At 34.0% G+C, this 12,881-nt stretch carries 12 protein-coding genes and 1 tRNA gene; 9 read left to right on the top strand and 4 right to left on the bottom strand.

Annotated elements, in window-relative coordinates:
* The first annotated feature begins 20 nt into the window (after nt 1-20).
* Together DMA14_RS18450 and DMA14_RS18455 are read left to right on the top strand one after the other, a co-directional pair.
* Nucleotides 21-836, top strand: a complete 816-nt coding sequence (locus DMA14_RS18450) for a SusE domain-containing protein (RefSeq protein WP_111426030.1) — start codon at nt 21-23, stop codon at nt 834-836.
* Nucleotides 837-923: 87 nt separating this feature from the next.
* Complete coding sequence (locus DMA14_RS18455; RefSeq protein WP_111426031.1) at nt 924-3,800, top strand: alpha-amylase family glycosyl hydrolase; 2,877 nt, start codon at nt 924-926, stop codon at nt 3,798-3,800.
* A gap of 95 nt (nt 3,801-3,895) precedes the next feature.
* Here the strand turns inward: DMA14_RS18455 and DMA14_RS18460 are convergent, their stop codons facing one another.
* The 3 genes from DMA14_RS18460 to DMA14_RS18470 form a co-directional block, all read right to left on the bottom strand.
* On the bottom strand, nt 3,896-4,315 hold the full coding sequence (locus DMA14_RS18460; protein ID WP_111426032.1) for a DUF4259 domain-containing protein: 420 nt from the start codon (nt 4,313-4,315) through the stop codon (nt 3,896-3,898).
* Between the two features lie 62 nt (nt 4,316-4,377).
* The gene (locus tag DMA14_RS18465) at nt 4,378-4,605 is read right to left on the bottom strand and encodes a DUF6814 family protein (protein ID WP_111426033.1); all 228 of its coding nucleotides are present in this window, start codon (nt 4,603-4,605) and stop codon (nt 4,378-4,380) included.
* A 10-nt stretch (nt 4,606-4,615) separates the two neighbouring features.
* The gene (locus DMA14_RS18470; RefSeq protein ID WP_111426034.1) at nt 4,616-6,109 is read right to left on the bottom strand and encodes an MFS transporter; all 1,494 of its coding nucleotides are present in this window, start codon (nt 6,107-6,109) and stop codon (nt 4,616-4,618) included.
* A gap of 23 nt (nt 6,110-6,132) precedes the next feature.
* Here DMA14_RS18470 and DMA14_RS18475 point away from each other — a divergent pair, with 23 nt between their 5' ends.
* A complete protein-coding gene (locus DMA14_RS18475) occupies nt 6,133-6,318 on the top strand; it encodes a hypothetical protein (protein ID WP_111426035.1) in 186 nt (61 codons plus the stop codon).
* A 100-nt stretch (nt 6,319-6,418) separates the two neighbouring features.
* On the opposite strand, the gene DMA14_RS18480 is transcribed toward DMA14_RS18475, so the two are convergent.
* Nucleotides 6,419-6,491 (bottom strand) — tRNA-Phe (locus DMA14_RS18480).
* 99 nt (nt 6,492-6,590) lie between these two features.
* Here DMA14_RS18480 and DMA14_RS18485 point away from each other — a divergent pair.
* The 6 genes from DMA14_RS18485 (at nt 6,591) to DMA14_RS18510 (ending at nt 12,821) form a co-directional block, all read left to right on the top strand.
* Entirely contained in the window at nt 6,591-7,325 is a 735-nt protein-coding gene (locus DMA14_RS18485) for a type III pantothenate kinase (RefSeq protein ID WP_111426241.1), read from the top strand.
* Entirely contained in the window at nt 7,318-8,547 is a 1,230-nt protein-coding gene (locus DMA14_RS18490) for a hypothetical protein (RefSeq protein ID WP_111426036.1), read from the top strand. Before DMA14_RS18485 ends, DMA14_RS18490 begins: the two co-directional genes overlap by 8 nt.
* A 51-nt stretch (nt 8,548-8,598) precedes the next feature.
* Entirely contained in the window at nt 8,599-9,156 is a 558-nt protein-coding gene (gene lptC, locus DMA14_RS18495) for an LPS export ABC transporter periplasmic protein LptC (RefSeq protein WP_111426037.1), read from the top strand.
* Nucleotides 9,157-9,160: 4 nt separating this feature from the next.
* Complete coding sequence (locus DMA14_RS18500) at nt 9,161-9,355, top strand: hypothetical protein (protein ID WP_111426242.1); 195 nt, start codon at nt 9,161-9,163, stop codon at nt 9,353-9,355.
* Nucleotides 9,356-9,357: 2 nt separating this feature from the next.
* Complete coding sequence (locus tag DMA14_RS18505) at nt 9,358-10,614, top strand: hemolysin family protein (RefSeq protein WP_111426038.1); 1,257 nt, start codon at nt 9,358-9,360, stop codon at nt 10,612-10,614.
* A gap of 107 nt (nt 10,615-10,721) precedes the next feature.
* Nucleotides 10,722-12,821, top strand: coding sequence for a peptidylprolyl isomerase (locus DMA14_RS18510; protein ID WP_111426039.1), 2,100 nt, complete (start codon nt 10,722-10,724; stop codon nt 12,819-12,821).
* Nucleotides 12,822-12,881 lie beyond the last annotated feature (60 nt).

Below are 12,881 nucleotides of genomic sequence, written 5' to 3' on the forward strand. Positions count from 1 at the left end.
CCTTATAAAAAGTAAATAAAATGAAAAATATATATAAAATTTTAATCGCATTCATTGGTGTATTAGCAGTGTCGTGTAATGCTGATGATGTAGAAGATAGACCGGTAATTACACCAGAATCGGCACCGGTTTTGCTTAGCCCGCAAAACGATTTTAATATTGTCCTTACAAAGGAAAATGAAAAAGAGATTGCAACTACAGTAATTTGGGATTATGCAAAATACGATGGTACAGCAACTGTTATTAATTATACGATTGAAATTGCAAAAGCAGGAACAAAATTTGCTGCACCTGTTGCAGTTACTACAACAACAGCACGTTACAGAGCTTTAACTGTTGCAGAATTAAATTCAGCTTTAGTTAACGGAGGTTTTATAGAGAAAGAAGAAAACAATGTTGATATTCGTATTAAAGCTACAGTTGGTACTGGAGCAGAAGCGCAATATTCTAACTTCTATACTTTTAAAGCAACTCCTTATCACACTCCATTAGCAACTTCTCACTGGTTAGTTGGTGCTGCTACTCCAGGAGGATGGTCATGGGATGGTGATGCTGAAACAGAATTCCCGTTAGTAGTTGGTAAAACAGATGTTTATCAAGTAAAAGTTGTTCTTAAAAGTGGAGAAGCATTTAGAGAATTCTTAGGAAATAACTTTACAAGTAATGGTAACTGGGATGCAAGTCACAATTATACTTATTATTCAGGATTGGGTTACACTATCGATGACGAATTAGTAAACGCTGGCGACGGTGATAGTAACTTTAAATATACTGGACCAACTGGAGCAAGAGTTTTAACTATTGACAATGGTGCGAAAAAAATTACATTAGACTAGTTTTTTAATGGAATCTGTAAAAAAAAAGGGCTATCTCCAGATAGCCCTTTTTTAATCAAACTAACTAACCAAACAAAGCACGAGATTATGAAAAAAACATTACTTTTTATTTTCTTTTTATTGTCGATTATTGTCGATGCTCAGCAGATAACAGTTTCACCAGCAGTATTTCAAGTCAATGAGCCTATTACGATTACGGCTTCATTTGCATCAAGCACTTGCAATACAATGGGAACTAATCCAACAAAAGTATATATGCATTCGGGAATTGGTACTGATGCAAGTCCTTGGCAAACCGCCAAAGGAAATTGGGGTGCAGATGATGGTGTTGGTCTAATGACTAAAAATGCGAATGGCACTTGGAGCATTACAATTACTCCTAGTATCTATTTCGGATTAACATCGGCTCAGCAAATTGCAGCAACCAAAATGGGAATTGTATTTAGAAATGCTGAAGGTTCTCAAACTTTAAAATTGGCTCCATCGTGCTCTGATTTTTTCCTTAATGTGGGTTCTTTTCAGGTAACATTGACTTCCCCAGTTGAGAACAGTACTACAATTATTAATTCTGGTTCAAATTTTACCATTAGTGCCACTAACACTGGCGGAGCAGGGAGTTATACCTTAAAAGCCAACGGGGCAATCATAAATACAAATGGCAGTACTTCAAGTTATTCTTATACACATTCTAATATTACAGCAAATCAGAGTTATGAATTAATTGCAACTCAAGGAGCAACCGTAGTTTCAAAGAAGTTTGCAGTAGTTATAAATCCAAACACTGTTTCAGAAGCTATGCCAGCAGGTTTGGTTGACGGAATTAATTATAATCCTGCCGATTTTACAAAAGCAACTTTGGTGTTGGATGCACCTCTAAAAGATTTTGTATATGTAGCAGGAAGTTTTAATAATTGGCAACCTACATTAGTCTATGCCATGAAAAAAGATCCGTCTTCAGGAAAATTTTGGTTAGAAATAACAGGTTTGGTTTCAGGTGAAAATAATACATATCAGTATTGGGTTGTCGATGCAACGCCACTTGCCAATTCGCCATCAATGGTAAAAACAGCAGATCCTTATTCTACTTTAGTATTATCTCCGTATGATGATTCTTCGATTCCAGCTGCTAAATATCCAAATATGCCAGTTTATCCTGTGGGACAAAATTTTGAGGTTACAGTCTTAAAAACAGGGCAGACTCCGTATAATTGGCAAGTAACTAATTTTGAAAAACCTCAAAAAGAAAAATTGGTAGTTTATGAAGTTTTGGTTCGCGATTTTGATGCATCAAGAAGCTATCAAAGCTTAATTGATAAAATAGATTACTTTAAAAATCTAAAAATCAATGCGATTGAATTAATGCCAGTAATGGAATTTGAAGGCAATGAAAGTTGGGGTTATAATACCTCATTTCATATGGCTCTGGATAAGTTTTACGGAACTTCAGATAAATTAAAAGAGTTTATTGATTTGTGCCACCAAAACGGAATTGCTGTAATTCTCGATGTAGCTTTAAATCATGCTTTCGGAAGAAATCCGATGGTGAGAATGTGGATGAATGATCCAGATGGAGATGGTTTTGGTTCGCCAACAGCAGAAAATCCGTATTTTAATACTGTAGCAAAACACAGCTATAGCGTTGGTGAAGATTTTAATCATCAATCTCTAAAAACGCAGTATTATGTAAATCGAGTGATTAAGCAGTGGATTGAAGAATATAAAATTGACGGTTTCCGTTGGGATTTAACCAAAGGCTTTACGCAATTATGCACAGCAGGAGATAATGCTTGTACCGATTCGTACAAACAAGATCGTGTTGATATTCTGAAAAAATATGCTGATTTTTCATGGGCGATAGATCCGACACATTATACCATTTTTGAACATTTAGGAACTGATGCAGAAGAAAAAGAATGGGCAAATTACAAGGTAGAAGAAACACCGAGTAAAGGTGTAATGATGTGGGGAAAAATGACAAAAGAGTACAATCAATTGTCGATGGGATATGCTTCTGAAAGCAATATTTATAGAATGAATAGTGCAAATCGTGGTTTTGCTGCCAATCGTTTAATGGGTTATGCAGAAAGCCATGACGAAGAGCGTCTGATGTATAAAAATGTACAGTATGGAGCTGTAAATGGTGCTTATAATGTGAAAACATTAAATACGGCTTTGTCTAGAATGTCGGCCATTGGCGCGGTTTCTTTATTGATTCCAGGGCCAAAAATGATCTGGCATTTTGGAGAACTAGGCTGGGAAAGCTCTATTTTTACTTGTAATGATAATTCCGTAAATACAGATTCAGATGCTACAGGAGGAGATTGTAAATTAGATACTAAACCACAGCCTCAATGGGTAAATAATTGGTTAGGGAATTCTAATCGAAGTAAAATTTACAACGATTGGGCTAAGATGATTACGCTTAAAAAAACTGAGCCAGTATTTTTAGGAACAGCAACAATGAACAATGCGGCGACTTTAGCAGTAAACATTAAAATTACCAACAGCAGCTTAACTTCCGCACAGTTAAAAGACGTTTTGATTTTAGCCAATTTTGATACTACGGCTCAAAACATTGCAACTGGCTTTCCGTATGCCGGAACTTGGTATAATTTAATGGACAATACTACTATTACAGTAACAGATGTAAATGCTCCAATAAATTTACCAGCTGGTGAATATAGAATTTACGGTAACAAAGTGGCAAACTTAGCAATAGAGGATTTTGAAAAAGGAAATGCTGTTAATCTATATCCAAATCCAGTGGCAGATTATTTTACGCTAAATGCTGGTTTTGTAAAAGTTCAAATTTATTCTGTTTCAGGTCAATTGGTAAAGACTTTTAATTCAAATGGCGATGTCGGTTCTCAATTTGGGGTAAGCGAATTACAATCTGGATTGTATATAGTAAAAGCTTCTGACGAAAACAACAAAACTCAGATGATGAAGTTTATTAAAAGATAAACATAAAAATAAATCTTAACAGATTAAAAATTTGGTTAGGTTAGTAATGAAAAAGGGCTGTTCTGCGTATTGCAGACAGCCTTTTTTTTGTTAATTTAATAATTAAGACGATTAATTAAATCTTGAATATTTTGTTTCCACTTTGGATACAATTCTTCATTTTCAGACCATAACTCATTTAGTTCAGAATTATCACTTATGATTTTTTCTAATGCACTTACGGCTAATGGTCTTAAATTATCAATTTTTAAATCTCTATTTAAAGAGCCAAAAAGATTAACATTGGTTTCATCTTCATTATCTTCATTGTCATTTCTGTATTTAGTTCCATTTAGAAGATTATCAATGAATGCTCCAGAAACTGTGACAGCATGGCAGTCATCATAATCTACATATTCTGAATTAATAGCTTTTTCAAATGATGATTTAAAGAAAGTCTGAGCATTTTCTGTTATTTCATCAAAAAAGTCATAAGCGGTATCGTCATCAAATATTCCGTAATCCCAAGCCCCCATATATAAATATTAAATTAGTAGTTTTTAGATTACAAAAATAACTTTTTTTTTGATTTAGATAATTATTTCTTTTTATTGTTATATTCTCCAATTAGAGAATAATATCCAAATGTTCCTAAACCCATAACAATAAGCGGCGTAAGTATAAATAGAATAATGGCACCAAATACCAAATCATCCTGCTGGTCCGAAAGTAGTTTAGGTAAACCAAACTCAAAGACACAGAAATAAGCCGCTGCGGCCGCTAAAGCAATCCATAAAGCCCCTAAAACTTGTTTAATCGCATTCATTTTTTAAATTTTAAAGGTGAGTAGTTTTGTTTTTGTTGTCAATATAAATCATTCCAATTACAAAGCAGATTCCTGCAATAATTATCGGATACCATAATCCATCCAAATAAAAATCGGTTTTGCCTGCTGTCTTGGTGTGTGATACAAAATAAGTTGATATGGCAGGGAGCAATCCGCCAAAAATGCCATTTCCTACATGATAAGGAAGAGACATGGAAGTATATCTAATTTTGGTTGGAAACATTTCTACTAAAAATGCCGCAATCGGACCATAAACCATGGTTACAAATAATACCTGAATAAAAACTAAGAAGGTTAATGTCCATTTATCGCTTGAATTAATTGTTGTTGAAATGCTGATTTGAGCATCTTTTTTGTCCAAGTACGTTTTTTTCTCCACCATGGATGTACCGTCTGTATATTTTTTTTCTACAATCGTAACCGAACTTCCGTCAACTTTATTTTCAGTTGTGATTTTTGGAGTTCCAAGAATCTCTGTTTTCTTGCTTACATCAGTTGTGTCGTACATCGTCTTATAAATAGGTCTGTATGATAGTATAGCAATCAACATTCCGAACATCATTATATATTTACGGCCAACTTTGTCGCTCAGCCATCCAAAAACAATAAAAAATGGAGTTCCAATTAAAAGAGCAATTCCTAATAGTTCATCAACTTGCGAAGAATCAACATTCATAACGGTTTTCATAAAACTCATCGCATAGAATTGTCCCGTATACCAGACTACGCCTTGTCCCATAGTAGCGCCAAATAAAGCTAAAAGAACAAATTTTAAATTGTATCGGTTTCCAAAACTTTCCTTTAACGGATTTGTACTTGTTGTTCCCTCTTTTTTAGCTTTCGCGAAGACAGGAGATTCATCCATATTTTTTCTAATCAGATACGAAACTCCAACCATAGCAATAGAGACCCAAAAAGGAACACGCCATCCCCAAAGATCAAAAGCTTCGGGAGAAAGCACACTTTTGGTTGCTAGAATAACCATCAGCGAAATAAATAAACCCACAGTCGCAGTAGTCTGAATCCAAGAAGTCCAATATCCTTTTTCTCCTGCTGGAGCATGTTCGGCTACATAAGTTGCGGCTCCGCCATATTCTCCTCCGAGAGCAAGTCCCTGAAGTAATCGTAAAATCAAAACTAATAAAGGAGCGAGAAAGCCAATTGTTTCATAACTTGGAATACAACCAATTAAAAAAGTAGAACCACCCATTAATAATAAGGTAGCCATAAAAGTATATTTGCGTCCAATAATATCACCAAGCCTTCCAAAAAATAAAGCCCCAAATGGACGAACTACAAATCCGGCCGCAAATGTGGCTAAAGTAGATAAAAACGCTGCAGTTGGATTGTCACTAGGAAAAAATTTTGTCGAAATAACGACAGCCAAACTGCCAAAAATGTAAAAATCGTACCATTCAATCATGGTGCCCATTGAAGAGGCTGAAATTACTTTCCAAATACCTTTAGTAGAAGTTTTGCTCATAAAACTGCTTTGAGATCTTGTTAATGAATGAAAAAGAAAAATACAGTTTTACGAATATAGAAGATATTTTTTTATTCAGTCAATACTTTTTTAACAAAAACTATTTATTTGTTGACATTGTGATTTTTATAGCTAAAGGGAAATTTGAAGAGGTTTTTAACCGCAAAGAGCGCAAAAGATTTACGCAAGGCTCGCAAAGTCATTTTTAAACTTTGCGAACCTTTCGCTTTTTTCCTTTGCGCTCTTTGCGGTTAGACAAAACAGAAAAGTATAAAAACAAAAAACCCGAATATTTCTATTCGGGTTTTGTGGTACCTCCAGGGATCGAACCAGGGACACATGGATTTTCAGTCCATTGCTCTACCATCTGAGCTAAGGTACCGTGCTTGTTGCGGGTGCAAATATATAATCATTTTTGGTTTGTGCAAAACATTTTTTAGAAAAAATCAATTCGTATCTTCGCAAAAGCAAAAAAGGAAATATGATTTTAACGGTTGATGTTGGAAACACCAGAATTAAAGCGTCTGTATTTGAGGATAATACTGCTCTCGAAAATTTTGTTTTTGAGAAAAACGAACTCGAAAAAAAAATTGAAAAAATTTTAGAAAAATATCCAAAATGCTCCGATTTGGTTGTTGCTTCAGTAGGAAATATCGAAAAACAGGCCTTTTTAACTTTTGAAAATAGACTCAAAGTCCATTTTTTTACCCACGAAGATGTTTTTCCTTTCCATAATAAATATGCGACGCCAAAAACTTTGGGAATAGACAGGATGATTTTGGCTGCAGGAGCTACATTGCAATTTCCTAAACAAAACCGTTTAGTTATAGATGCTGGAACTTGCATTACCTACGATTTTATCGACGAAAATGACAATTATTTAGGAGGAGCCATCTCTCCAGGTCTTCGTTTACGATATGAATCATTGCATAATTTTACAGCCAGACTGCCGTTACTAACCTTAGAAGAACCCGATTCTTATGTAGGAAACTCTACGGCACAAGCTATACATTCTGGTGTTGTTAATGGTTTCGTCTATGAGATTGACGGTTTTATCGATGAATATCGTAAACAGTTTTCAAATTTTATCATAATTTTAACGGGAGGCGATGCAGATTTTTTGGCTAAACGATTAAAAAATACCATATTTGCCAATTCAAATTTCCTTCTGGAGAGTTTGAGCCAAACATATCAATATAAAATCGACAATGATTAAAAAAGTAATACTAAGCGCTTGTTTGCTTATATCGTTCGTTTCATTCGCTCAACAAGGTACTGCTTCACCTTATTCTTTTTTCGGAATAGGAGATGTGAGATTCAAGGGAACTCTTGAAAATAGATCTATGGCAGGAGTTGCAGTAGAGCAAGATACGATTCACTTAAATTTAGAAAATCCGGCAAGTTATGCCAGCTTAATTCAGACAACTTTTACAGTTGGAGGAACATTTGCGACTTCAAATTTAAAAACGGATTCTGCATCAGAAAAAGCACAGCGTTCTACTTTTGATTATTTAGCATTAGGAATCCCAATGGGAAAATTTGGTGCTTCATTTGGTTTAATTCCTGTAAGTTCAGTAGGATACAAAATTCGTAACGACAATTCTGCAACAGAAGGAGCTACGAGTTCACAGCTTGACGGAAAAGGTGGTGTGAATAAGGTATATTTTGGTTTATCATATAAAATAATGAAAGACTGGAATATCGGAGTAGATGCGCAGTATAATTTTGGAAAAATTACAACAACAAGCGTTGAAGCAATTACTGGAGTTCAAAATGGAACAGCGGAAGTGAATACTTCTGAACTTTCAGGTATGGGATTCAGTTTCGGGACTATGTACCAGAAGAAGATCTATAAAAAGATGAGCATATTCTCTAGTTTGAGCTATTCTTTTGCGAGTAATCTTAATTCAGACAATACGAGAGTGATTTCAGTTCAAGGTGATCCAGAAGCTTATGCAGTTCCAACAGAATCAACAAAACTAAAACTTCCAAATAAATTAAGTATTGGATTAGGAGTTGGAGAAGCTAGAAAATGGCTTGTAGGAGCAAATATGACTTTTCAAGGAGATGGACAGTTAGGAAATTATTACAATGCAGCTGATAATGTAAGGTACGAAAGCTATTCTAAATATGCGCTTGGAGGATATTATCTTCCAAACTATGCTTCTTTCACAAGTTATATGAGCAGAATTACTTATAGAGCTGGTTTGAAATACGAAAAAATTGGTCTAATTGTAAACAACGAATCAATTAAAGATATCGGAATGTCATTAGGAGCAGGAATTCCAATTCCTGGATCTTATTCAAACGTAAACTTTGGAATTGAATTTGGTAAGCGTGGTACAACTGCTGCAGATTTAGTGCAAGAGAATTATGTTAATTTCAGCGTAAGTTTCTCTTTCAACGATAAATGGTTTGTGAAGAGCAAATACCAATAATCAAAACATATTATCTTTTAGAAGCTCATTACAATTTACTACATTTGGCAAATGAATTTACCAAAAAGATATAGTCTCATAGCTGTCACAGTTTTTGCTGTGACACTATTTTTTGGATGCGAAAGTAATTTTAAAGAAGTTCAGAAAATTAACTTCTCAGAATTTGTTCCTGCCAGCGATGCAGACACTGTAAATATTAAATATACAGATTCTGGACGCATTACAGGTGTTTTGATCAGTCCGAAAATGCTAGATTATTCTAATCTTGATTTTCCTTTTACAGAATTCCCAAAAGGAATCGATGTTACTTTATATGATAAAAAGCAAAAGCGTACCTTTATAAAAGGTAATTATGCTGTTTCGTATAAAAATACTGGAATCATTGATTTGATAGGAAAAGTAAAAATCACTTCAGAAGCAGGACAGGTTTTAGAAACAGAACAATTGTATTTCGACCAGAAAAACGAGTGGTTTTATACAGAAAGAAAATTTAAATTGACCGATATAAAAGGAGTTTCCTACGGTCAGGGAATAGATTTTAGCAAAGATTTTAAAGTGATCAATTCGCAGCGAATAAGCGGTGAGATTGAATCAGACAAAGAATTATAATATTATGGGTTATTTAAAATATACACAATACGTTTACATCCTTTTTGCAGTTTTCTTTACTTATGATGGTATTGTGAAACTAAATGAGGGAGATGAGAGCTATCCTTTTTATTTTGTAATTGCGGGAATGGCTATTTTTATGTTTTTCTTTAGGAGAAGATTTCTTAATAAGCATAACGACCGAAACAAAAACCAATAAAAATGGAAATTAGTATTATAATAATATGTTTAATACTAGCAGCCTTTTTCTCTGGGATGGAAATCGCTTTTACATCCGCTAACAAAATTTATCTTGAGATTGAAAAGAAACAAGACGATTTTCTGTCTCGAATCTTAACCAAACTAACCGAAAATCCATCCAAATTTATTGCTGCCATGCTTATTGGCAACAATGTGGCCTTGGTGATTTACGGTTTTTTTATGGGCGATCTTATTTTAGGTTGGATGGCTTATTTTGGATTGATTTTTTCTGATTGGTGGAATATTCTCATTCAGACACTTCTTGCCACATTTGTAGTTTTATTGACTTCAGAATTTTTTCCGAAGGTTTTTTTTCAGATTTATGCCAATTCTTTAATTAAAATTTTGGCGCTTCCGGCCTATTTATTCTACCGATTATTTTATTATATCTCCACATTTTTTATTTGGATTGCAGATTTTGTGCTAAGTAAATTCTTTAAGACTGAAGGAAATCAAATCCATTTGTTTAGTCGTATCGAGTTGGGGAATTACATTACAGAACAAATGAGTACCGTTGAGGAAGATGAAGAGGTTGATTCTGAAATTCAGATTTTTCAAAATGCTTTAGAATTTTCAAATGTAAAGGCGCGTGATATTATGACGCCCCGAACAGAAATTGTAGATATAGATCTTTTTGATACTGTTGATGATCTTAGAGCCTTATTTATAGAAACGGGTTATTCTAAGATTATTATAAGTCAGAATTCATTAGACGATATTGTCGGTTATGTGCATTCGTTCGATTTGTTTAAAAAGCCAGCGACTATAAAATCGGTTTTGATGACAGTAGAGTTTGTTCCAGAAACTATTCTAATTAAAGACGTTTTGAATTTATTAATCAAAAAACGAAAAAACGTTGCAGTTGTTTTAGATGAATACGGAGGAACTTCTGGAATCATTACAATTGAAGATATTGTGGAAGAGCTTTTTGGTGAAATTGAAGACGAACATGATTTGGATGAAGAATTAATTGAAGAAGAGATAGGAGAAGGGAAGTATTTGTTTTCTACTAGATTGGATGTAGAGTATCTAAACGAAACCTATAAATTAATGATTCCAGAAGAAGATTCTTATGGCACATTAGGTGGTTTTATTGTAAATCATACAAAAGAAATCCCACAAAAAGGAGACAAGATTGTAATAGATAAGTTTCATTTCTTTATTGAAGAGGCGTCAAATAAGAAAATAGAACTAGTCAAATTGACAATTAAAGAGTGATTTTTTAAATTAATGAAAAAAAATGTTGAAAATAAAACGCTAGTTGTATTGTTATTAACTAGATAATTGTATTTTCGCAAACTGAATATAAAATTAACGATAATAAAATGGCAGTTTTAGCAAAAATTAGACAGCGTTCCGCTTTATTGATAGGAGTTATTGCACTTGCATTATTTGCATTTATAATACAAGATCTATTCACAAGAGGAACATTTGGTCAAAGTTCAAAAGATGTAGGAAGCATCGATGGAAAAGATATTTCATTTGAAGACTTTAGAGTTAAAGTTAGTAATGTTGAAAAAAGTGGGCAAGGAATAACTTCCACTGAAGCTGCAAACAGAGTTTGGGATCAAGAAGTTTCAATCGCTTTATTGTCATCACAATTTGACAAATTAGGATTGAGAGTTGGTGAAAAACACATTTTAGAGGTTTTAAAATCAGATCCAAATATTGGTAAAAATCCAATGTTCTTAAACGCAGCAGGAATGTTTGATGTTGTTAAGTTCAAAGATTATTTTAAATCAAATCCAGAAGCTGCACAATACATCTCTCAAAAAGAGAAAGATGCTGAATTGAACGCAAAATTTCAAATCTATAATACTTTAATAAAATCAGGACTTTACACAACTGCTAGTGAAGGAAAATTAAAGTATGAAATGGAAACTAATAAAGTAAGTTTTGCTTTTGCAGCTGCTCCTTATTCTTCTATTAAAGATAGTGAAGTAAAAATCTCTGATGATGAGATTGTAGCTTATATGAAGAAAAACGAGAAAAAATTCAAAGCAGATGCAACTCGCGAAATTCAATATGTTTTAGTTGAAGATAAAGCATCTAAAGAAGATGAAGCTGAAATTAAAGCTAAATTAACTGCACTATTATCAGGAAGTGTTGTTTACAATGCAAAAACAGGTAAAAACGATTCATTGCCAGGATTCAGAAGCGCTACAAACATTGCTGAATTTGTAAACGCAAATTCTGATGTTCCTTACGATTCTACTTATGTTCCTAAAAATGCATTGCCAGCTGTTGATGCTGACAAATTATTCAGCTTACCTGCTGGAGCAATCTACGGACCATACGTTTACGGAAGATACTATGCAATTTCTAAATCTCAAGGATTTAAAGCTGGTGTTAATGCAAAAGCTAGTCATATCTTAATTGGTTACGAAGGATCTCAAACTCCAAATCCAAAAGAAAAAAGAACAAAAGAAGAAGCTAAAGCTAAGGCTGAAGAAATTTTAGCACAAGTTCAAGCTAATCCAGATAGTTTTATGATGTTGGCTTTTACAAGCTCTGATGATTCATCTGCACAGCAAGGTGGTGATTTAGGATATTTTGGTCCTAACCAAATGGTAAAACCTTTCAATGATTTTGTATTCAGCAACGGAATTGGTAAAGTTGGTCTAGTTGAAACTCCTTTCGGATTTCACATTATCAAAATTACAGATAAACAAGACGGAATTCGTTTAGCTACAATTGCGCAAAAAATCGAGCCATCTGAAGCTACTTCTGATAAAGTATTTACATTAGCAACTAAATTTGAAATGGATGCTGCTGATAAAGATTTCAATGCTGCAGCTAAAGAATTAGGTTTAAAAGTTGCTCAACCAGTTAACGCAAAAGCTATGGATGAAGCGTTTGGACCATTAGGAAACCAACGTAACATTGTAAGATGGGCTTTTGATAAAGAAACAAGCAAAGGTGACGTTAAACGTTTTGAAATTGCAAACATCGGACACGTTATTGCACAATATAAAGGAGAAAATAAATCAGGTTTAGTTTCTGTTGATATGGCAAGACCTTACGTAGAGCCAATCTTGAAAAACAAGAAAAAAGCAGAATTATTGAAAGCTAAAATGCAAGGTTCAAGCCTTGAAGCTATCGCTAAAGCTGCGGGAGTTGCTGTTCAGCAAGCTGCTGATGTAACTCTAGATAATCCAGTTTTACCTGGTGGAGTTGGACAAGAGCCAAGAGTTGTAGGTAATGCATTTGCTTTAACTGCAAACAAAATCTCTGCTCCAATTGAAGGAAATACTGGAGTATATGTTGTAAAAAACATCAAAACTGTAAAAGCTCCAGCAATTGCTAATCACGCTGCTTATGTAGAGAAAGTAAAAGCTCAAAGCGCATCTGATGTAAACAGAGTGTTGCCAGCGTTGAAAAACAATGCTAAAATTGAAGATAACAGATTACAATTTAATTACTAATTAAAAAGTAATTCATCTCATATAAAACCCGAAACGCTTTAAGTGTTTCGGGTTTTCTTT

The organism is Flavobacterium sharifuzzamanii (genome assembly GCF_003254585.1).
Taxonomy (GTDB): Bacteria; Bacteroidota; Bacteroidia; order Flavobacteriales; family Flavobacteriaceae; genus Flavobacterium; species Flavobacterium sharifuzzamanii.

Excerpts from the sequence above, each read along its gene's own strand:
- DMA14_RS18450 (WP_111426030.1), top strand. The coding sequence starts at position 21 with ATGAAAAATATATATAAAATTTTAATCGCATTCATTGGTGTATTAGCA.
- DMA14_RS18455 (WP_111426031.1), top strand. The coding sequence starts at position 924 with ATGAAAAAAACATTACTTTTTATTTTCTTTTTATTGTCGATTATTGTC.
- DMA14_RS18460 (WP_111426032.1), bottom strand. The coding sequence starts at position 4,315 with ATGGGGGCTTGGGATTACGGAATATTTGATGACGATACCGCTTATGAC.
- DMA14_RS18465 (WP_111426033.1), bottom strand. The coding sequence starts at position 4,605 with ATGAATGCGATTAAACAAGTTTTAGGGGCTTTATGGATTGCTTTAGCG.
- DMA14_RS18470 (WP_111426034.1), bottom strand. The coding sequence starts at position 6,109 with ATGAGCAAAACTTCTACTAAAGGTATTTGGAAAGTAATTTCAGCCTCT.
- DMA14_RS18475 (WP_111426035.1), top strand. The coding sequence starts at position 6,133 with ATGAATGAAAAAGAAAAATACAGTTTTACGAATATAGAAGATATTTTT.
- DMA14_RS18485 (WP_111426241.1), top strand. The coding sequence starts at position 6,591 with ATGATTTTAACGGTTGATGTTGGAAACACCAGAATTAAAGCGTCTGTA.
- DMA14_RS18490 (WP_111426036.1), top strand. The coding sequence starts at position 7,318 with ATGATTAAAAAAGTAATACTAAGCGCTTGTTTGCTTATATCGTTCGTT.
- lptC (WP_111426037.1), top strand. The coding sequence starts at position 8,599 with ATGAATTTACCAAAAAGATATAGTCTCATAGCTGTCACAGTTTTTGCT.
- DMA14_RS18500 (WP_111426242.1), top strand. The coding sequence starts at position 9,161 with ATGGGTTATTTAAAATATACACAATACGTTTACATCCTTTTTGCAGTT.
- DMA14_RS18505 (WP_111426038.1), top strand. The coding sequence starts at position 9,358 with ATGGAAATTAGTATTATAATAATATGTTTAATACTAGCAGCCTTTTTC.
- DMA14_RS18510 (WP_111426039.1), top strand. The coding sequence starts at position 10,722 with ATGGCAGTTTTAGCAAAAATTAGACAGCGTTCCGCTTTATTGATAGGA.